The organism is Pedobacter ghigonis (assembly GCF_903166585.1).
Taxonomy (GTDB): Bacteria; Bacteroidota; Bacteroidia; order Sphingobacteriales; family Sphingobacteriaceae; genus Pedobacter; species Pedobacter ghigonis.
The window spans coordinates 229,227-250,573 of the sequence record NZ_CAESCM010000006.1 but is presented as its reverse complement, the minus strand read 5'-3'; the positions used below and the strand labels follow the sequence as shown (position 1 = coordinate 250,573).

Annotated in this window: 31 protein-coding genes; 2 read left to right on the top strand and 29 right to left on the bottom strand. The window is 39.2% G+C overall.

Annotated features, from left to right (window positions below):
• Window positions 1-28: 28 nt before the first annotated feature.
• Window positions 29-1,216, bottom strand: coding sequence for a class I SAM-dependent methyltransferase (locus HWV58_RS11375; protein ID WP_175634200.1), 1,188 nt, complete (start codon window positions 1,214-1,216; stop codon window positions 29-31).
• Window positions 1,217-1,505: 289 nt separating this feature from the next.
• Here HWV58_RS11375 and HWV58_RS11370 point away from each other — a divergent pair, with 289 nt between their 5' ends.
• Window positions 1,506-3,242, top strand: coding sequence for a GMC family oxidoreductase (locus tag HWV58_RS11370; RefSeq protein WP_175634199.1), 1,737 nt, complete (start codon window positions 1,506-1,508; stop codon window positions 3,240-3,242).
• A gap of 12 nt (window positions 3,243-3,254) precedes the next feature.
• Entirely contained in the window at window positions 3,255-3,887 is a 633-nt protein-coding gene (locus HWV58_RS11365; protein ID WP_175634198.1) for a gluconate 2-dehydrogenase subunit 3 family protein, read from the top strand.
• A 267-nt stretch (window positions 3,888-4,154) separates the two neighbouring features.
• On the opposite strand, the gene HWV58_RS11360 is transcribed toward HWV58_RS11365, so the two are convergent.
• From HWV58_RS11360 to rplW, 28 genes are all read right to left on the bottom strand, one after another.
• Entirely contained in the window at window positions 4,155-7,124 is a 2,970-nt protein-coding gene (locus HWV58_RS11360; RefSeq protein ID WP_175634197.1) for a glycoside hydrolase domain-containing protein, read from the bottom strand.
• Between the two features lie 347 nt (window positions 7,125-7,471).
• Window positions 7,472-8,008 carry a 50S ribosomal protein L17 gene (gene rplQ / locus HWV58_RS11355; protein WP_175634196.1) on the bottom strand — a complete coding sequence of 179 codons (537 nt, stop codon included), beginning with the start codon at window positions 8,006-8,008 and terminating at the stop codon, window positions 7,472-7,474.
• Window positions 8,009-8,111: 103 nt separating this feature from the next.
• The gene (locus tag HWV58_RS11350) at window positions 8,112-9,104 is read right to left on the bottom strand and encodes a DNA-directed RNA polymerase subunit alpha (RefSeq protein WP_025145205.1); all 993 of its coding nucleotides are present in this window, start codon (window positions 9,102-9,104) and stop codon (window positions 8,112-8,114) included.
• Window positions 9,105-9,189: 85 nt separating this feature from the next.
• Entirely contained in the window at window positions 9,190-9,798 is a 609-nt protein-coding gene (rpsD, locus tag HWV58_RS11345; protein WP_124561708.1) for a 30S ribosomal protein S4, read from the bottom strand.
• Window positions 9,799-9,860: 62 nt separating this feature from the next.
• Window positions 9,861-10,250, bottom strand: coding sequence for a 30S ribosomal protein S11 (rpsK, locus tag HWV58_RS11340; RefSeq protein ID WP_010599885.1), 390 nt, complete (start codon window positions 10,248-10,250; stop codon window positions 9,861-9,863).
• A gap of 166 nt (window positions 10,251-10,416) precedes the next feature.
• Entirely contained in the window at window positions 10,417-10,794 is a 378-nt protein-coding gene (rpsM, locus tag HWV58_RS11335; protein WP_010599886.1) for a 30S ribosomal protein S13, read from the bottom strand.
• Between the two features lie 70 nt (window positions 10,795-10,864).
• Window positions 10,865-10,981 carry a 50S ribosomal protein L36 gene (gene rpmJ, locus HWV58_RS11330; RefSeq protein WP_010599887.1) on the bottom strand — a complete coding sequence of 39 codons (117 nt, stop codon included), beginning with the start codon at window positions 10,979-10,981 and terminating at the stop codon, window positions 10,865-10,867.
• 1 nt (window position 10,982) lies between these two features.
• Window positions 10,983-11,201, bottom strand: coding sequence for a translation initiation factor IF-1 (gene infA, locus HWV58_RS11325; RefSeq protein ID WP_010599888.1), 219 nt, complete (start codon window positions 11,199-11,201; stop codon window positions 10,983-10,985).
• A 71-nt stretch (window positions 11,202-11,272) separates the two neighbouring features.
• Window positions 11,273-12,058 (bottom strand): type I methionyl aminopeptidase, encoded by a 786-nt coding sequence (gene map, locus HWV58_RS11320; protein WP_175634195.1) that lies wholly within the window; start codon window positions 12,056-12,058, stop codon window positions 11,273-11,275.
• A gap of 8 nt (window positions 12,059-12,066) precedes the next feature.
• Complete coding sequence (gene secY / locus HWV58_RS11315) at window positions 12,067-13,407, bottom strand: preprotein translocase subunit SecY (protein WP_175634194.1); 1,341 nt, start codon at window positions 13,405-13,407, stop codon at window positions 12,067-12,069.
• 7 nt (window positions 13,408-13,414) lie between these two features.
• A complete protein-coding gene (gene rplO / locus HWV58_RS11310) occupies window positions 13,415-13,861 on the bottom strand; it encodes a 50S ribosomal protein L15 (RefSeq protein ID WP_039475451.1) in 447 nt (148 codons plus the stop codon).
• A gap of 105 nt (window positions 13,862-13,966) precedes the next feature.
• Entirely contained in the window at window positions 13,967-14,146 is a 180-nt protein-coding gene (gene rpmD, locus HWV58_RS11305; protein WP_010599892.1) for a 50S ribosomal protein L30, read from the bottom strand.
• Window positions 14,147-14,150: 4 nt separating this feature from the next.
• Complete coding sequence (gene rpsE, locus HWV58_RS11300) at window positions 14,151-14,669, bottom strand: 30S ribosomal protein S5 (RefSeq protein WP_010599893.1); 519 nt, start codon at window positions 14,667-14,669, stop codon at window positions 14,151-14,153.
• A gap of 17 nt (window positions 14,670-14,686) precedes the next feature.
• Entirely contained in the window at window positions 14,687-15,040 is a 354-nt protein-coding gene (gene rplR / locus HWV58_RS11295) for a 50S ribosomal protein L18 (protein ID WP_124561705.1), read from the bottom strand.
• Between the two features lie 5 nt (window positions 15,041-15,045).
• Complete coding sequence (gene rplF / locus HWV58_RS11290; protein WP_175634193.1) at window positions 15,046-15,603, bottom strand: 50S ribosomal protein L6; 558 nt, start codon at window positions 15,601-15,603, stop codon at window positions 15,046-15,048.
• A 19-nt stretch (window positions 15,604-15,622) separates the two neighbouring features.
• A complete protein-coding gene (gene rpsH / locus HWV58_RS11285; RefSeq protein ID WP_010599896.1) occupies window positions 15,623-16,021 on the bottom strand; it encodes a 30S ribosomal protein S8 in 399 nt (132 codons plus the stop codon).
• A 151-nt stretch (window positions 16,022-16,172) separates the two neighbouring features.
• The gene (gene rpsN / locus HWV58_RS11280; RefSeq protein WP_039475193.1) at window positions 16,173-16,442 is read right to left on the bottom strand and encodes a 30S ribosomal protein S14; all 270 of its coding nucleotides are present in this window, start codon (window positions 16,440-16,442) and stop codon (window positions 16,173-16,175) included.
• Window positions 16,442-17,008 (bottom strand): 50S ribosomal protein L5, encoded by a 567-nt coding sequence (gene rplE, locus HWV58_RS11275; protein ID WP_056097523.1) that lies wholly within the window; start codon window positions 17,006-17,008, stop codon window positions 16,442-16,444. Before rplE ends, rpsN begins: the two co-directional genes overlap by 1 nt.
• Window positions 17,008-17,346: a 50S ribosomal protein L24 gene (gene rplX / locus HWV58_RS11270; RefSeq protein ID WP_124561703.1), complete on the bottom strand. Its 339-nt coding sequence runs from the start codon at window positions 17,344-17,346 to the stop codon at window positions 17,008-17,010. Before rplX ends, rplE begins: the two co-directional genes overlap by 1 nt.
• Before the next feature lies 1 nt (window position 17,347).
• Window positions 17,348-17,716: a 50S ribosomal protein L14 gene (gene rplN, locus HWV58_RS11265; protein ID WP_010599900.1), complete on the bottom strand. Its 369-nt coding sequence runs from the start codon at window positions 17,714-17,716 to the stop codon at window positions 17,348-17,350.
• 1 nt (window position 17,717) lies between these two features.
• Complete coding sequence (gene rpsQ, locus HWV58_RS11260) at window positions 17,718-17,972, bottom strand: 30S ribosomal protein S17 (protein WP_010599901.1); 255 nt, start codon at window positions 17,970-17,972, stop codon at window positions 17,718-17,720.
• A gap of 13 nt (window positions 17,973-17,985) precedes the next feature.
• A complete protein-coding gene (gene rpmC, locus HWV58_RS11255; protein ID WP_025145217.1) occupies window positions 17,986-18,198 on the bottom strand; it encodes a 50S ribosomal protein L29 in 213 nt (70 codons plus the stop codon).
• 73 nt (window positions 18,199-18,271) lie between these two features.
• On the bottom strand, window positions 18,272-18,694 hold the full coding sequence (rplP, locus tag HWV58_RS11250; protein ID WP_113951798.1) for a 50S ribosomal protein L16: 423 nt from the start codon (window positions 18,692-18,694) through the stop codon (window positions 18,272-18,274).
• Window positions 18,695-18,734: 40 nt separating this feature from the next.
• Window positions 18,735-19,571, bottom strand: a complete 837-nt coding sequence (rpsC, locus tag HWV58_RS11245; RefSeq protein ID WP_175634192.1) for a 30S ribosomal protein S3 — start codon at window positions 19,569-19,571, stop codon at window positions 18,735-18,737.
• Between the two features lie 7 nt (window positions 19,572-19,578).
• On the bottom strand, window positions 19,579-19,938 hold the full coding sequence (gene rplV / locus HWV58_RS11240) for a 50S ribosomal protein L22 (protein WP_124561700.1): 360 nt from the start codon (window positions 19,936-19,938) through the stop codon (window positions 19,579-19,581).
• A 7-nt stretch (window positions 19,939-19,945) separates the two neighbouring features.
• Window positions 19,946-20,212, bottom strand: a complete 267-nt coding sequence (rpsS, locus tag HWV58_RS11235; RefSeq protein WP_010599906.1) for a 30S ribosomal protein S19 — start codon at window positions 20,210-20,212, stop codon at window positions 19,946-19,948.
• Complete coding sequence (gene rplB / locus HWV58_RS11230; protein WP_124561699.1) at window positions 20,212-21,036, bottom strand: 50S ribosomal protein L2; 825 nt, start codon at window positions 21,034-21,036, stop codon at window positions 20,212-20,214. The genes rpsS and rplB overlap by 1 nt, the downstream gene beginning before the upstream one ends.
• A gap of 20 nt (window positions 21,037-21,056) precedes the next feature.
• Window positions 21,057-21,347 (bottom strand): 50S ribosomal protein L23, encoded by a 291-nt coding sequence (gene rplW / locus HWV58_RS11225; protein WP_025145221.1) that lies wholly within the window; start codon window positions 21,345-21,347, stop codon window positions 21,057-21,059.

The window sequence follows — 21,347 nt, the reverse complement described above, 5'->3', positions numbered from 1 at the left end:
GGTGATCAGTTAGCAAAAAGAATCGAATCTATAACTCAAGTAACCTCTCCAAATGATGGTAACCGATCCCGAAATAGGCCTTGCTTGCTTTAATCTTTTCCAAAACCTCCGATTTTCGCTCTGCGCTTAGCGCTTTGCCCTTAATCCCCACAACAAGCACATTTTTAGGCGTATGCGCATCAGAAATAAATTCGAAAACCTTAGTTTTGTAGCCAAAATACTCTAAAATCAAAGCACGTATACCATCTGTAACCATCTCTGCCTGACGCTCTAAAAATATCCCGTATTTGGTTAAAAAAGAAACATCATTTTTCACTTTGTGCTGTTCAATTTCCCGGCGTATTTGTTTGTGGCAACAAGGTGCAACCACAATAAGTTCGGCATTGGCTTTAATTCCTTTAAAAATAGCATCATCCGTTGCCGTATCGCAGGCGTGTAATGCAATCAGCAGGTTTACATCGGCTGCCTGGTAATCTTCAATTGTTCCCTGTACAAAATTCAATTTATCGAAAGATGATTTTTCAGCAACCTGATTGCATAGTTCAACCATGTCCTGGCGGTACTCCACCCCAACCACTTCCGAATCCAGTTTCAAAACCGAATGCAGGTAATCATAAAGTGCAAAAGTTAAATAACCCTTGCCCGAGCCCATATCGGCAACCTTTCTTATGGTTCCTGCCGGCAGTTCTTTTATTAATGAACTTAAAATTTCGATATAGTGACTAATCTGACGGAATTTATCCTGCGCATTTTTAAATACCTTTCCCTCTGCATCGGTGATTTTTAGTTCCGTTAAATACGATTTCGAATCTGCTTTAATCAATCTCATTTTTTCTTTATCGTGACTGCCAGACGGAGCCTCCTTGCTCGAAGCTTTGTTTTCCCTTATCACCACCTTTCCGTTGTTCAGCTCTTCCAGTATCAGATCTTTATCTGTAGTAAACAAGGTGCCAATTTTAAAGCCATTCTCCAGATAAGCCGAAATCAAACTTAGGGCCTCATCGAGCGTGTAATTTTTTACCACATCGCGGGTTTTATAGCGATAAGTAAAAGCCAGTTTATCTTCACGTTTAATCACCACCCTGCGGATCAGGATTTGCTTTAAAGCTTCTTCTGTTCCCTTATAGTTACCGAAAGAAACCTTCACAAAAGTTCTGGTTTCAAAACTCTCTTTTAAAGCAGCGATAAATTGTTCGATATAGGCAGATACTGGCATTGATAAAGTTTAAGCTGCAAAGATAATCAAGTTTACGGGCTAAGCCTTATACTTGGAATAATGTAACAATAGAGCGACCATTACAAAAAACAATGGAAGATGTAAGCGGGGATATGGAATGTATTCCTAGTTGAAAAACCGCTCAGGCTGCCCTAAACAAATGATTGACGTAATACGATTTAGAAACGTTTAAAGCTTCATTATCTATACTGATTCTAAAGAAGGTGATCGCTTTTATTTAAAAAAATTAAACTTTAGATTAGATGTATTAAACATCTAACCATTTTACATGAGTGACTTTCAGATAAAGAAATCGCCTACCGTTTACGATGCCATTATTGTTGGCTCAGGTGCCGGGGGCGGAATGGCTGCATACGTATTGGCACATGCAGGTCAAAAAGTTTTATTGCTCGAAGCCGGCCAAAACTTCGATCCCCGATTAGATTCACACCAGTTAAAATGGCCCTGGGAATCGCCTCGCCGTGGCGCTGGTACCGTTCGCCCTTTTGGCGATTTTGATGCTTCTTACGGAGGCTGGGAACTGGAAGGTGAACCTTATACCCAAAAGAACAAAAGCGAATTTGAATGGTTCCGTTCGCGCATGCTGGGTGGCCGTACCAACCACTGGGGAAGAATTTCGCTACGCATGGGACCAGAAGATTTTAAACCTAAAGATGGCTTAACCGACAGCTGGCCTATTACCTATGCGGATGTAAAGCCTTTTTACGATAAGGTTGACCGCATGATTGGTATTTATGGTACCGTTGAAGGCATTGAAAGCGAGCCTGATGGAATTTTCATGAAACCACCTAAACCGCGTTTAAATGAGCTGTTTATCAAAAAAGGGGCTGAAAAAGCCGGTGTAAAAGTAATTGCAGGCCGTGGTTCGGTACTTACTGAGGCACTCCCAAATAATAACGACCGTGCACCTTGTTTCTACTGTGGCCAATGTGGTAGAAGCTGTAAAGTTTACGGAGATTTCTCTGCCTCGTCATGCTTGGTAAACCCTGCTGTAAAAACCGGCAATCTGACTGTAATTACTGATGCGATGGTGCGTGAAGTAATTACCGATAAAGACGGTAGCGCTAAAGGTGTTTCCTATGTAAACCGCAAAGACCTGCAAGAATATCAGGTTAATGGCAAGCTGGTAATATTAGGTGCCAGTGCCTGCGAATCGGCAAGGATATTACTAAATTCGAAATCAAGCTCACACCCCAATGGCTTAGCCAATAGCAGCGGTGTGGTTGGTAAATACCTGCACGATTCGACCGGAGCAAGTGTTTCGGGATTTTTACCTCAATTGATGGATCGGAAACGCTACAACGAAGACGGCGTGGGTAGTGTACACATTTATTCACCCTGGTGGCTGGATAATAAACGCTTAAACTTTCCGCGCGGCTACCACATCGAATACTGGGGTGGCATGGGTATGCCTGCTTATGGTTTTGGCGGAGGAGTAGCCGAAATGAATGGTATGATCCCAGGCAGGGATGGCAAAATGAAAGAAGCTGGAGGTTACGGAAAATCGTTAAAAGATGATTACCGCCGTTTTTATGGAACCGGTGTAGGTATGGCCGGTAGAGGAACAGCCATCGCGCGCGAAGACAATTATTGCGAAATCGACCCTAATATGGTCGATAAATATGGCATACCGGTATTGCGCTTTAATTACAAATGGGCAAAAGAAGAAATTCTTCAGGCCAAGCACATGCAGGAAACCTTTTTAAGCATTATGAAAGAAATGGGCGCTGTGGTAACTTCAGAAATACAGGGTGCCGATACCAATTATGGCTTGCTTAATCCGGGTAAAATTATTCACGAAGTTGGAACCATACGCATGGGCGATGATCCTAAAAAATCGGCGTTGAATAAATACTGCCAGGCGCACGACTGCAAAAACCTATTTGTGGTTGATGCTGGTCCGTTTGTACAGCAAGGCGATAAAAATGCCACCTGGACTATCCTGGCGCTTTCTATGCGTACCGCCGAATATATTTTAGCTCAAAAGAAAAAACAAAACATTTAAAAGAATTACAACATGAACAGACGTGATTCCATAAAGGCATTGGGTTTAACAGCCATTAGCACCGGGGTGATATTAGAGGCCTGTAAACAACCCGAAAATAAAACTGAAGCGGTTGTAACTGAAGAAACGGGAAAAGAAACCGGCCGGGAGCAATGGGAAATAGACCGCGATAAAAACCTGAAAGCGGAAACCTTTTTTACCAAACATGAAATGGCAACGATTACCGTTTTGGCTGATATCATTATCCCTAAAGATGATGTTTCGGGCAGTGCATCGGATGCCAAAGTACCCGAATTTATCGAATTTATTGTAAAAGACATTCCAGAGCATAAAGTACCTATGCGGGGCGGCTTGAAATGGCTAGATGTTTATTGCTTCAATAAGTTCCAGAAACCATTTGTAGAGTCTTCAGCCGATCAGCAGATTTCGATCGTGGATGAAATTGCCTACCCTAAAAAGGCTAAACCAGAAGTAAGGGCGGGAGTAACATTTTTTAACCGGATGAGAGATTTAACAGCATCGGGCTTTTACACTACCGAAATGGGTGTAAAAGATATTGGTTATGTGGGCAACGCCCCAAACCAGTGGGCTGGAGTACCGGCCGACGTATTAAAACAATACGGCATGGAAAATGTGAAGGTATAATATAAAAAACCGTCATCTCGCCCCAAACGCAGTGAAGCGGAGAACCACGCAGTGCTCAGCGAAGCTAAATCTATCTTGAAACAGATTTCTTGGGATCAACAAAAAAATAGCTCAGGGTTTAAACCATGAGCTATTTTTTTGTAACGTCATCCCGATTTGCAATCGGGTAGAACGAACTGATCGATTGATTATATCGATCTTGAAAAAACACATTACAAATGTGTAGCTTCATAATTCTCGTTGCAAACGAGGAATATGGCTTAGGTGTTATTCTACAATCAGGATCAAGCCTTTTCCTTTTTCAACCGGAACTGATTTTCCATCAGCGTAATTTCCTGCCGTTTGAAATTTATCAATTGCCGGAGCTGTTATTTTCACCTTTGCAGCGTCTAAACCTAACTTAGTCCAATCGATGTTTAAATTAACTTTTACATCACCATCGGCCCAGCTGGCCAAAGCGATCATGGTTTTACCTTGCTTTTTATAGACGGTAGCTAAAACTTTTGCATTATCGGTCTTAACCGGACAGTTTTCGCTCCAGTAACCAAACATTTCCGAACCTTTAATTCCGAAATTATCCCAGGCTTTCCACAAAGGTCTTGGATCGCTCTTTTCCGACCACCCTAAACGGCTTGTCATGCCATAAATCATTCCACGCCATGGGTTTCCATCATCCTGCAACATTTCGCCCATTAAACCAAACGGAATACCACTCACTTCAGTTAAAAAGAAGTCAGGGTTATTTTTTTGGTAGTCGAAATATTCACCAAACCATAAACGGTTCAAGTAAGGGAAGTGCTCCATATATAAAATGGCGCTATTGTTAAAACCATCGCTTTTGTTGTACTGGTTTGCCGAATGCAGATCAATAATACCCGGATGGTTATTTTGGGTTAATACGCGCTTAATCCGCTTCATGGTAACACGGTCAAAAGCCACATCATCCAGATAAACTCCGTCAATCCCTACATTATTTACCAGCCAGTTCATGCCTTCCACATAGTAATTATGCCAACGGTTCATTCCGCTGTTGATTACTGCAGCATCTTTAATCTCGGGTACAAACCAGGCCGCAATGTAATTAGAATCCAGGTGCTCCTGCAACCAGCTAAAGCCTCCACCCTTTCCAGGCGAATAAACCTCAGTACCTAAACTCCGTAAAGCAGGCCACTCGTAAGCATGGTTAGAAAGTTCGCGAACGGTATTGTATATCTTAACTTTCAGGCCTTTGCCGTGTGCATCGCTGATATAGTTTTTCATTTTTTTCCATTCGATAAACGGATAGTTGATCCACGGGTTGATTGGCGTAGCATGGTGAATATTTACCACACTTGCACCTGCCGCTTTAATGGCATCTAATTCGCCGTACTTATGGTAAAAACGGTTATCCCACTGGAAATCGGTATCGAGTAAGTGAAACGGCGTAATCAGGAGGTTAAAGTTATAATAAAGTACATCTCCTTTTTTCATGCTTCTTGCGCCGGTAAAGTTATCGGCCAGCATCGAACTGCCTTTAACATTGATCTGAATCCCGCCTTTATCTTCATTACCCCACGATTTAGGCAATAATAAAGGCTTCTGCAGGTAAAAATTGGTATTCAACGGACGAACATAACGCTCATCTCTTAAATTGTAATACAGCCCCGCATTTACGTTACCGATCCAAACAGCATCCTGGTTTTTATTGGCTACATCCCATTTCCACTTAACAGTATCTGGCCTAACGCCACCTTTTTCACCCAATCCCATTAAATATTTGGTCGAGCCTTTATCAAAAGGGATATGAAAATCAACATTACTGAAATCTACATCTTTTAAGGCGGTAACCTTAATTACGTAATGTACGTAACCATCAAATTCCAGGGCACCCTCCAAATCCATTTTTAAATTTTCGGAGGTATTGGTAGCCGTCCATTTCACTGTACCTGCTTCTTTGCTGGTAATCTGGAAATTACTTGCAACAAATTTCTCTTGTGCTTTAGGGGTATTAAAAAAGTGAAAATGGATTGGCTCAGCTAAAATATTATTAGGCTTATCGGTATAAGCCGTCATTTCGGCATTAAAAAAAGTCTGGATTTGTTTAGGGAACCCATCCGGATTGATCTCAAATTTACGTCCCAAAAGCGAAATTACATTTCCCTGAACCGTTAGCGGCGTGTAAGGTGCAACTACCATATTGGCTTGCGCCAGGGTTGAATTTAACCAGGTTAAACGCGTTTGTTTAGCAGGTGTTCCTACGCCGGCATCAGCTAGCACCTCATTCCCTACCGTAATTCTGGCAGCGATTACTTTTGCTTTTCCTTTGGCTTTAACTGTAAAGTTGCCCACATATACGCCAGCCGCTGTTGTTTTAGGAATATCAATGGTAATCCACATCGGTTGGACCTTACCCGAAGCCACATTAACCACTTCTAACAGCGGCTTATTGTCGTAACTGGTTCCTTTGGTATTTAAACAGTTAATAAATTTAGCGGGAATTACTTTCCCACTCGCTGTTTTTAAATCGCCAAAGCTAACCGTTAGATTGTTTAAGTCTTTTAATGCAAATACGCCTAACTGAAAAGCATAATTTTCACCTTTGCTTGCAGTGCCTGCAAAAGTAGCACTAGTTCCTTTCTGGATCCAGCGATAAGGCAAATCGTTTTGCATTTTAATTGGATACATCCTATCCTCCGGAAATACCACAAAAGCTTCCGCACTGTTCTTCGCTTTAATTGCGGCTGTTTCTTTCGCCGTAGCTATAACTTCCATGGGGTAGAAGCTATTAAAGGCATCAACAGCCTGGATCTCCAATACAGCAGTATTTACAGCTGTACGTTTAGCCAGGTTTAGCCAGTTTTGATCTACCTGTTTCGGTTTTAAATAAACACCTTTTGGATAATTGCTTCTGCCCTCATTTTTATAGGCCAGATAATACACATAGTATTTCCCTGCGCCACTAGGTTCAAAATAAATGTCAGCACTTTCGCGGGTTAATTTATCAGCACCAAAAACGGCTACATTTTTACCATTCGCATCCTGAATGATGAGTCCCTTGGTTTCAGGGTGTTCATCTCTTCTGCGCCAAGCTATTTTGGCATGTGCAATTTTGTCCGTACCCGAGAATTGCACTACAACCCTGTGGTTGCCGAGCGAATCGGCGTTCCATGAGCTGTTGCCATTGGTATATTTTAGTGTTTGTGCTTGAAGGGAGAACTGCCACAAAAGGCAGGAGAATAGAAATAACCTAAATTTCATCTTTAATTTGTTTGAAGCTAATTTATGCATAGCTGCTTGAAATAAAGCCATGTAATGAAAAAATGAGACAAACGTTTGCTTTGTTGGTTCATTTGTTCATTTGTTCATTGGGCATTGGTTTATTGGTGCATTTCTACAAAGCATTGTCATTCTGAGCGCAGCGAAGAATCCCTTTCCCATTAACACAGAAATTTGGGTGTCTACAAATCGTTGTAATTAGGGTCTACTTGTTTGTTGAAGTCAGTATTTTATAGCTTAGAGATTCATTCACTACGTTCAGAATGACAGGCACAAAAAAAAGTCCTGCTCTTTCGAACAGGACTTTCCAAATCTTAAGGTGAATAAAATTATTCTCCTTTTGGTTCTTCAGTAGCTGGAGCTTCTTCAGCAGGAGCAGCTTCTGGTGCAACTTCTTCAGCAACTTCAGCTTTCGCCTCAGCAGCTTTTTTAGGAGCAGCAGCTTTGCTTCTACCACGACGAGTAGTTTTCTTCTCTTCTTTAGCTTCTACATCTTTACCGTAAACTTCGTTATAATCTACCAATTCAATTAAAGCCATTTCAGCGTTATCACCTAAACGGTTGTTTAATTTAATGATACGAGTGTAACCACCTGGACGGTTTGCAACTTTCTCAGCCACTTCACGGAACAAAATAGTGATTACTTCTTTATCCTGTAGGTAAGAGAAAACTGTACGACGTGAGTGAGTTGTGTCATTTTTCGCTTTAGTGATTAATGGCTCAACATAAGTACGTAAAGCTTTAGCTTTAGCTAAAGTTGTAGTAATTCTTTTTGCTTTAATAAGTGAAGTAGCCATGTTAGCTAACATCGCTTTTCTGTGGCTGTCGGTTCTGCCTAAGTGATTAACTTTTTTACCGTGTCTCATTGTTTTTTGATTAAGTGTATACCGTCTCTGTCTCAGAGGGAATTATACACTGTTAAAAATTATTTTATTCAACGCTTAGCGCTAAGCGCATGGCGCCATGCTTTTACTCTTCGTCTAATTTAAATTTAGACAGGTTCATACCAAATGATAAACCTTTTGATTTTACAAGTTCTTGAATCTCTGTTAAAGATTTTTTACCGAAGTTTCTGAATTTTAACATATCAGCAACATCGTAAGAAACTAAATCAGCTAAAGTGCGGATATCAGCAGCTTTTAAGCAGTTTAATGCTCTAACTGATAAATCCATATCTACTAATTCAGTTTTAAGAATTTTACGCATGTGTAAAATTTCCTCGTCAACTTCTTTAGTTTCTTCTTTAGCCTGAGATTCTAATACCAGGTTCTCATCTGAGAACAACATAAAGTGTTGGATAAGGATCTTAGCCGCTTCTTTTAATGCTTCTTCAGGATGAATTGAGCCATCAGTAGAGATATCCAATACTAATTTTTCATAATCCGTTTTTTGTTCAACACGAAAGTTTTCGATCGTGTATTTTACATTTTTCATCGGAGTATAAATCGAATCGATCGCAATAACACCTACAACAGCATCAGCAACTTTATTTTCTTCAGCAGGTACATAACCACGTCCTTTATTGATGGTTAATTCCACTTCCAAAGTAACAGATTTATCCATGTTGCAGATTACGTGCTCAGGGTTTAAAACTGTAAAGTTGTTAGAGAATTTAGTGATATCACCAGCTTTAAACTGATCTTGACCATTAACGATGATGAAAACTTTTTCAGAATCACCTGAATCGCCTGTTTTCTTAAAACGAACTTGTTTTAAGTTTAAGATGATATCAGTTAAATCTTCTACAACACCTTTCATGGTAGAAAACTCGTGAGAAACGCCTGAAAAACGAATAGTAGTAATAGCATAACCTTCTAACGAAGAAAGTAAAATTCTTCTTAAGGCATTACCAATTGTTACACCGAAACCGGGCTCTAAAGGACGAAATTCAAATGTGCCATCGAAATCAGTTGATTTCTGCATGATCACTTTGTCAGGTTTCTGAAATGCTAAAATTGCCATTTATAATTTTTTAAATTCGTTATTGAATATATAGTAACAAGAAAAAAGTTAATTACCCTTTTGAGGTAATTAACTATCTTATTTATTACTTTGAGTACAACTCGATGATTAAGTTTTCCTTGATGTTTTCAGGAATCTCATCACGTTGAGGGTAAGTTAAGAATTTACCGGTTAATTCACCAGCATTCCACTCTAACCATGCGAACTTGTTGATTGTTCTGCCTGCAACTGAGTTACTAATTGATTCTAATGATTTAGATTTTTCACGAACAGCAACCACATCACCAGCTTTTAACTGATATGAAGGGATATTTACAACTTCACCATTCACGGTTACGTGTTTATGGCTAACTAACTGGCGTGCACCAGAACGGGTTGTTGAAATACCTAAACGGTATACTGTGTTATCTAAACGTGCTTCTAATAACTGAAGTAAGTTATCACCGGTAATACCAGCACGTGAAGATGCTTTTTTAAACAAGTTACTGAACTGCTTTTCTAATACACCATAAGTATATTTTACTTTTTGTTTCTCCATTAACTGGATTGCATACTCAGATTGTTTTCCTCTTCTTTTTGAAACGCCATGTTGGCCAGGAGGATAATTTTTTCTGTCTAACACCTTATCAGGACCGAAGATTGGTTCTCTGAATTTACGGGCGATCTTTGATTTTGGGCCTGTATATCTTGCCATTTTTTTTCTGTTTTTAAAGTATCATCCAACCTGTAGCTGGAGATTCTTAGCTTTAAAATTAATTAAACTCTTCTCTTTTTAGGAGGACGACATCCGTTGTGAGGAAGTGGAGTAATATCTTTAATAGACGTTACTTCGATACCTGCTACTTGCAAAGTTCTGATTGCAGATTCACGACCTGAACCCGGACCTTTTACAAATACTTCAACTTTACGTAAACCTAAGTCAAACGCAACTTTACCGCAATCTGAAGCTGCTTGACCAGCTGCATAAGGCGTGTTCTTTTTAGAACCTTTAAAGCCCATTTTACCAGCAGAAGACCATGAGATAGTCTGTCCGTTGTTGTTTGTTAAGGTAACGATGATGTTGTTGAAGGTAGCATTGATATGCGCCTGACCAACAGGCTCAATTACAACGATACGTTTTTTTGTTACTTTTTTACTTTTAGCCATTTTATCTTTTAGATTTTAGATATGAGACTTGAGATAGGAAACTTTCCTACCCCGATACTCAGTATCCTACTTTTTCTCTTTTATTCCAGATTTGAGCCGGTTTTAAAGACATGATTCTCACATCTAAATCCGATAGCTATCGGATCTCACAGCTCAGATCTATCTATTACTTAGTAGCTTTTTTCTTGTTAGCAACTGTTTTTCTCTTACCCTTACGAGTACGTGAGTTGTTTTTAGTACGCTGACCACGAGAAGGTAAACCTTTTCTGTGACGTAAACCACGGTAACAACCAATATCCATTAAACGTTTGATGTTTAACTGAACCTCTGAGCGTAAAGCACCTTCTACTTTAATCTCATCGTTAATCATTGTACGGATAGCTGATAACTCATCATCAGACCAGTCTTGTACTTTTTTGTTTAGATCGATACCTGCAGTAGTTAAAATACGTTGTGCAGTTGTTCTACCGATACCATAGATATAGGTTAAACCAATCTCTCCTCTTTTGTTTCTTGGTAAATCAATACCTGAAATCCTTGCCATATTTATTGATGTTTTGAAGTAATCCCGAACGGCGGGCCACCGTTGTACGGTAAATTACAATATTTTTTAATTACCCTTGACGTTGCTTGTATTTCGGATTTTTCTTGTTGATAACGTAAAGTTTTCCTTTACGGCGAATAATCTTACAATCAGCGCTACGTTTTTTAATTGATGATCTAACTTTCATTTTATTTGTATCTATAAGTGATGCGGCCTTTTGTTAAATCATACGGCGACATCTCTAGTTTTACTTTATCACCAGGAAGAATTTTGATGTAGTGCATCCGCATCTTTCCTGAAATGTGCGCAATAATTTCATGTCCGTTTTCGAGTTCAACTCTGAACATCGCATTAGACAATGCTTCTCTTATTACTCCGTCTTGTTCAATTGAGGCTTGTTTAGCCATATTTTATTGATTGTTACTTAATTAGCTGCTTCTAAACAGGGTTGCAAAATTAAATAAAAAATTTTAATTATTTATTTTTTTTGTTGTAAAACTTCTTCTATAATAGAAAACGTCGATAAAACATCTGCTTTGCCCTTTTTTACGGCTACTGTGTGTTCAAAATGTGCCGATGGCTTATTGTCTTTACTCGTTACTGTCCATCCGTCTTTATGAAATTTAACACCGGCAACGCCTGCATTAATCATGGGTTCAATTGCAATTACCATTCCTTCTTCAAGTTTTGGCCCTGCACCACGCTTTCCATAATTAGGAACTTCTGGTTTCTCATGAAGCTTTACACCCACACCATGTCCTACCAGTTCTCTTACTACGCCAAATCCGTTAGTCTCTGCATGTTGCTGAACTGCAAAACCGATATCACCGATCCGCATGCCAGCTACTGCCTTTTCAATACCTAATTCCAGACAACGCTTGGTAACTTCAACTAGTTTTTGTTTTTCTGCATCTATCTCTCCTATCGAAAAGGTATAAGCCGAATCGCCAAAATAATTGTTTTTAATTACGCCGCAATCAACCGAAATTAAATCTCCCTCCTGTATTACATACTCACCTGGAAAACCATGAACAACCTGTTCATTTGGCGAAATACATAATGAGTAAGGGAAACCATTGTAGTTTAAAAATGCCGGGATTGCCCCGTGATCACTGATAAACTCGTAAGCTAACTTATCTAACTGAATAGTAGTCATGCCTGCTTTTATCACTTTCGCCACTTCGGCTAAAGTTTTAGAAACAAGCATGGAACTTTCTCTTATTAACTCGATCTCTTCAAGAGACTTGTAATAAATTTTAGACATCCTTTACACTACAACGCAGCGTTGCTACTTGCAGCAGGTACACCTGTTCTGCCAGTAACCCTACCGGTTTTCATTAAACCATCGTAATGACGCATCAATAAATAGCTTTCGATCTGTTGTAAGGTATCCAACACAACACCAACCAAAATCAATAAAGATGTACCACCAAAGAAGTGAGCAAACTCTTGTTTAATACCAAACTTAACCGCAATAGAAGGCAGAACAGCAATAATCGCTAAAAAAACTGCACCTGGGAAAGTGATTTTAGAAATCACATCATCAATAAAAGTTGATGTTGCGAAACCAGGTTTAATACCCGGGATAAAACCACCGTTTTTCTTCATATCATCGCTCATTTGAGTTGGATTAACTGTAATGGCAGTATAGAAGAAAGTAAAGGCAATAATTAAAAATGCGAATGTTAAGCTATAAGCCAACGATGTTGTGTTACTGAACTGGATTAACCATGAGCCCTGTAACGAAGGAACAAACTGCATAATAGCACCTGGAATGAACATTAACGCCTGAGCGAAAATGATTGGCATAACACCGGCAGCATTAACCTTTAAAGGAATGTACTGACGAACACCACCAAACTGGCGGTTACCAACAATTTTCTTAGCGTATTGTACAGGCACTTTACGTACACCCTGAACAATTAAAATGGTAAACATTACAACTGCAAATAAGGCAACGATTTCCAAAACTAATGCTACCGGACCTCCACCCTCACTTGACGAACCCACACGTGCACTAAACTCTTGAGAAATTGCAACAGGTAAACGGGCAATGATACCAACCATAATGATTAGTGAGGTACCGTTACCAATTCCTTTATCAGTAATTTTTTCACCTAACCACATTACAAATAAGGTACCTGCCGTTAATACAAACGTAGATAACACTAAAAATAACGTGTTTGGTAATAAAATAGCTTCTGCCGGAACCTGCGTTTTAACATAACCAACAGACTGAACGATTGTGATCGCTACCGTTAGGTAACGGGTAATCTGGTTCATTTTTTTTCTACCACTTTCGCCTTCTTTCTGCATTTTCTGGAAAGAAGGAACAGCAATACCCAATAGTTGCACCACAATTGATGCAGAGATATAAGGCATTACCCCCAACGCCAAAATAGACACACGAGAGAACGAACCTCCGGCAAACATATCCAGTAAGCCTAAAAGTCCCGATTTTTCGTTGTTGCCTAAAGCAGTTGCATCTACACCTGGTAAAACCACGTGAGAAACGAAACGGTATACCAAAAGAATTAAGAGCGTAAACAATATACGCTCTTTTAATTCCTGAATTTTCCAGATATTACTTAAAGTAGTAAATAGCTTCTTCATTTAATAATTACAATTTTACAATAGAACCACCTGCAGCTTCAATAGCTTTTTGTGCGGTTGCAGAAAACGCATGTGCTGTAACTTCTAATTTTGCTTTCACTTCACCACGACCTAAAATTTTAACTAAGTCGTTTTTTGAAGCTAAACCATGCGCCTGGAGAGCGGCGAAATCGATAGTTGTTAAGCTGAATTTTTCAGCTAAGTTTTGTAATACGTCTAAGTTTACACCAACGTATTCAGTGCGGTTGATTGGTTTGAAACCAACTTTAGGCACACGACGTTGTAAAGGCATTTGACCACCTTCGAAACCGATTTTGGTTGAGTGACCTGAACGAGAACCCGCACCTTTATGACCACGAGTTGAAGTACCACCACGACCAGAACCTGTACCACGACCAATTCTTTTGCTGTTTTTTGTAGAACCTTTTGCAGGTTTTAAATTACTTAAATTCATTTTTTTGAATTTGTGTTGCCCTTCGCTTTCACTAAACAGGTACAACGATTAAACATATATAAAGGCAATACAGGTTTTACCCCATATTACCTTTAACTTTTTTTATTAGATTGCTTCGATAGCTACCAGGTGGTTCACTTTGCGAACCATACCGATAATTTGCGGTGTAGCTTCAACCTCAACACTTTGGTTCATTTTAGATAAACCCAAAGCCTGAACGGTTCTTTTTTGGCGCTCGCTTCTGTCGATAACGCTTTTTACTTGTGTTATTTTGATCTTAGCCATGATATTATCCGTTAAATACTTTGTTTAAATCAATACCACGGGTTTGAGCTACTGTATAAGCATCGCGCATTTTAGTTAACGCATCAACAGTTGCTTTTACCACGTTGTGTGGGTTAGATGAACCTTTAGATTTTGCTAATACGTTATGTACACCAGCACTCTCTAATACAGCACGCATTGCACCACCTGCAATTACTCCGGTACCTACTGCAGCTGGTTTGATTAATACAAAACCACCTGAGAATTTACCGATTTGCTCGTGAGGAACAGTACCGTTTAAAATTGGAACTTTTACCAAGTTCTTTTTAGCATCATCCACACCTTTTGCAATTGCTTCAGTTACCTCTTTCGCTTTACCTAAACCGAAACCAACAACACCGTTCTCATCGCCTACAACAACAATTGCCGAGAAGCTGAAAGTACGGCCACCTTTGGTTACTTTGGCAACACGTTGTATACTAACCAAACGATCCTTTAATTCGATATCGGTGGTTTTTACTCTTTTTATATTAATAGTTGACATCTTACTTTTTCTTCAGATTAAAATACTAAACCAGCTTCGCGGGCACCCTCTGCCAACGATTTTACACGACCGTGGTATAAATAGCCATTTCTATCGAAAACAACTTGTTTAACACCAGCAGCAATTGCTTTTTCGGCAACTAATTTACCTACTGCAACTGATTGGTCGCTTTTGCTTCCAGTACCTGCAAAATCTTTTGATAATGATGATGCTGAAACTATTGTTTTACCGGTTACATCGTTAATTACCTGCGCATAAATCCCTTTATTGCTTCTATATACAGATAACCTTGGACGCTCTTCCGAACCGGTAAGTCTTTTTCTGATCCCTTTTTTAATACGATCTCTTCTTGATAATTTTTTACCTGCCATGATTACTATTTTTTAGATGCTGATTTACCTGCTTTTCTTCTTAACACTTCACCTACAAACTTGATACCTTTACCTTTGTATGGCTCTGGTGCACGTAACGAACGGATCTTCGCTGCTACCTGACCAATCAATTGTTTGTCTATACTCTCTAAAATGATTTTAGGAGTCTGACCTTTTTCTGATTGAGTAGTAACGGTAATTTCCGCTGGTAACTGGAATACATAGTGGTGAGAATAACCTAAAACTAGATCTAATGTATTACCTGTGTTTGTAGCACGGTAACCAACACCTACTAATTCCTGAGTTAATTTATAACCTTCTGTAACACCAACAACCATGTTGTTAAGCAATGAGCGATATAAACCGTGTAATGCTTTGTGTTTCTTTTGATCTGATGGACGTTGAACTGATAAAATTCCATCTTCTTGGCTTACAGTGATATCTGAATCTACTGCTTGCGTTAATTCACCTTTAGGGCCTTTTACTGTTACAACGTTATCGTTAGATACGGTAATAGTAACACCTGCTGGTACTGTAATTGGGGCTTTTCCTATTCTTGACATTGTGTTGTTCTCCTAAATATTAATAAACGTGACACAATACCTCACCACCAATGTTTAATTTGGCTGCTTCTTTATCAGTCATTACACCTTTAGAAGTAGATAAGATTGCGATACCTAAACCGTTTAATACTCTTGGCATATTTTCAACACCAGCATAGTTTCTCAAACCTGGTTTACTTACTCGCACTAATGTACGAATAGCAGGAACTTTAGTAATCGGATTGTATTTCAAAGCGATTTTAATTGTGCCTTGAACTGTAGTATCTTCAAACTTATAGTTCGCGATGTAACCTTTATCAAAAAGTACTTTAGTAATTTCCTTTTTAAGGTTTGATGCAGGAATTTCTACAACTCTGTGGTTGGCCTTAATGGCATTCCTTACTCTTGTTAAATAATCTGCTATTGGATCTGTATTCATTATTTATTGTTTTTGATAGTGGTTTCCTTCTGCTACCCAGCTGTGGGACCTGCTACCGGTTAAAATTCTTTTTTTTAGCGAAAAGCAAAAAGACTAAAGCCTAAAGCGGGTTTATTCGCTTTAGACTTTAAGCTTTCAGCTCTAAGCTATATTACCAAGATGCTTTTTTAACACCTGGTATTTTACCGTCTAGTGCCATTTCGCGGAATGTTACCCTTGAAATACCAAAGGTACGCATATATCCACGAGGACGACCAGTTAATTTACAACGGTTGTGTAAACGTACTGGAGATGAGTTCTTTGGTAATTTATCCAAACCCTCGAAATCTCCTGCAGCTTTTAATGCTGCACGTTTTTCAGCGTATCTAGCTACCAATTTTTGGCGCTTAACTTCGCGTGCTTTTACACCTTCTTTTGCCATTATTCTGCTGTTTTTTGATTTTTAAATGGTAATCCGAATTGTTTCAATAACTCAAGCGCTTCTACGTCAGATTTTGCCGAAGTTACGAAAGTTATATCCATCCCTAAAATTTTATTGATTTTATCTATATTAATCTCAGGAAAGATGATTTGCTCAGTAACACCTAAAGTGTAGTTACCTTTTCCATCGAAACCTTTATCGTTAATACCTTTGAAATCACGGATACGTGGCAAAGCAACAGAAATCAAACGATCAAGGAACTCATACATGTTGTTATCACGTAATGTTACGCGTACACCTACTGGCATACCTTTACGTAATTTAAAGTTAGAGATATCCTTTTTAGATTGTGCCGGAACCGCTTGCTGACCAGTAATGGTAGTCAACTCAACGATTGTGGTATCCATAATCTTTTTATCTGTAACAGAAAAACGACCAACACCCTGATTGATACAGATTTTTTCCAATTTAGGAACCTGCATTACAGTTTTGTACTGAAATTTTTCTTTTAATGCACTTACAACTTCTTCTTTGTATTTGCTTTTTAATCTTGGTGTAGTAGCCATTATTTAATCTCCTCTCCTGATATTTTAGCAACTCTAACGATTTTGCCATCTGCGTTAAGTTTACGACCTACGCGTGTAGCTTTACCAGATTTTGGATCAACCAACATCAAGTTAGAAATGTGAAGAGCAGCTTCTTTTTTAATAATACCACCGTTAGGATTTGCAGCATTTGGTTTAGTATGTTTAGATACTAAGTTAATACCTTCTACAATGGCTCTGTTTTTATCTGTTTGTACTGAAAGTACTTTTCCTTGTTGACCTTTTGAATCGCCAGCAATTACTTTAACTAAATCTCCAGTGCGGATTTTAAGTTTTGGTGTATTTACTTTGTTTCCCATTTTATAATACCTCCGGTGCTAATGATACGATTTTCATGAATTGTTTTTCACGTAGTTCTCTCGCAACCGGGCCAAAGATACGTGTACCTCTTGGCTCATCCTGTGCGTTCAATAATACAGCTGCATTATCGTCAAAACGGATATAAGAACCATCTTTACGACGGATTTCTTTTTTAGTTCTTACAACAACTGCTTTAGAAACTGTACCTTTTTTAATATTACCTGAAGGTAAAGCGCTTTTTACGGTAACAACTACTTTATCACCAATTGAAGCATAACGTTTGCCGGTTCCACCTAGCACGCGAATTACTAATACTTCTTTTGCGCCGCTGTTATCAGCAACGTTTAATCTTGATTCCTGTTGTACCATCTTATTTAGCTCTTTCTAAAATTTGTACCAATCTCCAGTTCTTGTTTTTACTCAAAGGACGAGTTTCCATAATCAATACTGTATCGCCGATACCGCATTCGTTTTTCTCGTCGTGAGCCATAAATTTGGTAGTTTTCTTTACGAACTTACCATAAATCGGGTGTTTTACTTTACGTTCCACGCTCACTACAACAGATTTATCCATCTTGTTGCTTACCACTAACCCGGTTCTTGTTTTTCTTAATTGTCTTTCCATGTCGACTCTCGAATTATTTAGTTTCAGTAGCTGACTCAGTGTTTTTCACTTTAGTCAACTCAGTGTTTAAACGGGCTATGTCTTTCCTTACTTTTGCAATGCGCGAAGGATTTTCGATAGCTGAAATAGTGTGAGCGAACTTTAATTTTGATAAGTTCTCTTTTTCTTCCGCAATCTTAGCTACTAATTCTTCTTTTGAAAGCCCTGTGATTTCTGAATTTTTCATTTTTCTTTTTCTTTTACGTTGAGTGTAGCGGTTATAATAAACAAGTATTTACAACATTCACCTCAACACTTTACTATGCTTCTACGTAATCTCTACGTACTACGAATTTGGTTTGGATTGGTAATTTCTGAGCTGCTAAACGCAATGCTTCTTTAGCAATTTCTAAAGGCACGCCTTCAGCTTCGAAAATTACACGTCCAGGTCTTACAACTGCTACCCAATACTCAGGAGCACCTTTACCTTTACCCATACGTACCTCAGCAGGTTTTTTAGTTACCGGTTTGTCAGGGAAAATTCTGATCCATACCTGGCCTTCACGTTTCATGAAACGTGTTACGGCAATACGGGCAGCCTCTATCTGGCGACTTGTGATCCAAGTTGCTTCTAAAGATTTGATACCGAAAGATCCGAATGCTAATTCAGCTCCACGAGAAGCTAAACCCTTCATTCTGCCTTTTTGCATCTTCCTGAACTTCGTTCTTTTTGGCTGTAACATTTTATTTTGTTCTAATCGTTAAACGATGTTAATAAATCAATTATTTACGAGGACCTCTGTTAGCGCCTGCGCCACCACCTCTGTTTGCACCACCTTGACCTGGGCGACCGCCTTGGTTTCCACCACGTCTGTCGTTACCGCCACGGTTATCTCTTCCACCACCTCTGTTATCTCTTCCACCGAATGCTGGTTTCTCTGACTGGCCTTTAGGACCGTTGTTTGTCGAACCGATGTTTGGAGACAAATCACGTTTTCCATAAACCTCACCTTTACAGATCCATACTTTAATACCGATTTTACCATAAGTGGTTAAAGCTTCAGCTAAAGCATAGTCGATATCAGCACGGAATGTATGCAAAGGCACTCTTCCTTCTTTGTACTGCTCAGTACGTGCCATCTCAGCACCACCTAAACGACCAGAAGTCATGATTTTGATACCTTCAGCACCCATACGCATGGTTGATGCGATAGAAGATTTCATTGCTCTACGGAATGAGATCCTTGCTTCTAATTGTTTTGCAACACCTTCTGCAACTAATTGTGCATCAAGTTCAGGGCGTTTAATTTCAAAGATGTTAATCTGAATTTCCTTTTTAGTTAATTTCTTTAACTCTTCTTTGATTTTATCAACCTCAGCACCTGCTTTACCGATTACGATACCCGGACGAGCTGTGTGGATAGTTACAGTGATACGTTTTAACGTACGCTCGATAACTACTTTTGCAACACCGCCTTTTGCGATACGGGCAGAAAGGTATTTTCTTATTTTCTCATCTTCAACTAATTTATCGGAGTAGTTGTTGCCACCGAACCAGTTAGAATCCCATCCTTTGATAATTCCTAACCTGGCACCTATTGGATTTGCTTTTTGTCCCATTTCCTAATTAGTTTTGAGTTTCTGTATTTTTACTATCTACAATCAGCGTTACGTGGTTAGAACGTTTGCGAATTCTATATCCACGGCCTTGAGGAGCTGGACGTAAGCGTTTTAACTGACGGCCACCATCAACCATAACTGTTTTTACAAAAAGTTGGTTTTCTTCAGGGCGGGCACCTTCATTTTTAGCTTCCCAGTTTTTAATAGCAGATAATAATAATTTCTCAACTCTTATTGCTGCTTCTTTATTGGTAAACTTTAAAATGCTTAATGCTTTCTCTACACGTTCACCTCTGATAAGATCTACAACCAAACGCATCTTACGCGGTGAGGTTGGACAATTGTTTAATTTTGCTATTGCTTCCATTGTCTAATTATTTTTTCTTTTCAGCGTGTCCTCTGAATGTTCTGGTTGGAGCAAATTCTCCCAACTTGTGACCAACCATGTTTTCTGTTACGTACACAGGGATAAATTTATTACCGTTGTGTACTGCAAATGTATGATTAACGAAATCTGGTGAAATCATTGATCTACGAGACCAAGTTTTGATTACAGACTTTTTGCCTGAATCATTCATAGAGTTTACTTTTTTCTCTACGTTATGGTCAATATAAGGTCCTTTTTTTATCGAACGAGCCATTATTTCTTCCTTCTCTCTATGATGTAACGATTAGAATATTTTTTAAGTTCTCTGGTTTTGTAGCCTTTAGCTAAAACGCCATTTCTTGAACGTGGGTGACCACCTGATGATCTACCTTCACCACCACCCATTGGGTGATCTACTGGGTTCATCGCTACCGGTCTAGTTCTCGGACGACGGCCCAACCAACGTTTACGACCTGCTTTACCTAATACTTCGTTCGCGTGATCTGAGTTAGAAACAGCACCGATAGTAGCAAGACAAGTAGTCAGGATTAAACGGGTTTCGCCTGAAGGCATTTTCAAAGTAGCATATTTACCATCGCGGGCAGCTAATTGTGCGTAAGCACCTGCACTACGAGCCAATTGTGCTCCTTTTCCAGGGTGAATCTCCACGTTGTGGATGATAGAACCTAATGGAATGTTCGATAATTTTAAAGTGTTACCTACTTCTGGAGCTGCAGTATCGCCCGATAATAATACCGAACCTACTTGCAATCCTTCAGGAGCAATGATATAACGCTTCTCGCCATCAGCATAGTGTAATAATGCGATGCGGGCAGTACGGTTTGGATCGTATTCTACAGTAGCAACTGTAGCAGGAATATCGAATTTATCGCGTTTGAAATCGATAATACGATAAGATTTTTTGTGACCACCACCCATGTAGCGCATGGTCATCTTTCCTGTATTGTTACGTCCACCAGACTTTTTTGATGATGCAACCAATGATTTTTCGGGCTTGGTTGCTGTAATCTCCGTAAAGCTAGCACCAACTCTGAAGCGGGTACCTGGAGTAACTGGTTTAAATTTTCTTAAGCCCATAGTTATAATGAATTATTAAATTAAAGGGTTGCGTAATAATCTATTGTTTCGCCGTCTTTCAACGTTACGATTGCTTTTTTGTATTTCGGGCTACGACCTGATACAAAACCTGCTTTAGTGTAACGAGACTTAGCTTTTCCATCAACAACCATAGTGTTAACTGCAACGATGGTTACACCGTACAATTTCTCAATAGCTGCTTTGATCTGGATTTTGTTAGCCTTGTGGTTAACGCTAAAAGTGAAACGGTTAGATTTCTCAGTTAAAGCTGAAGCTTTTTCGGTTAATATTGGTTTTTTTAAAATTTCCAT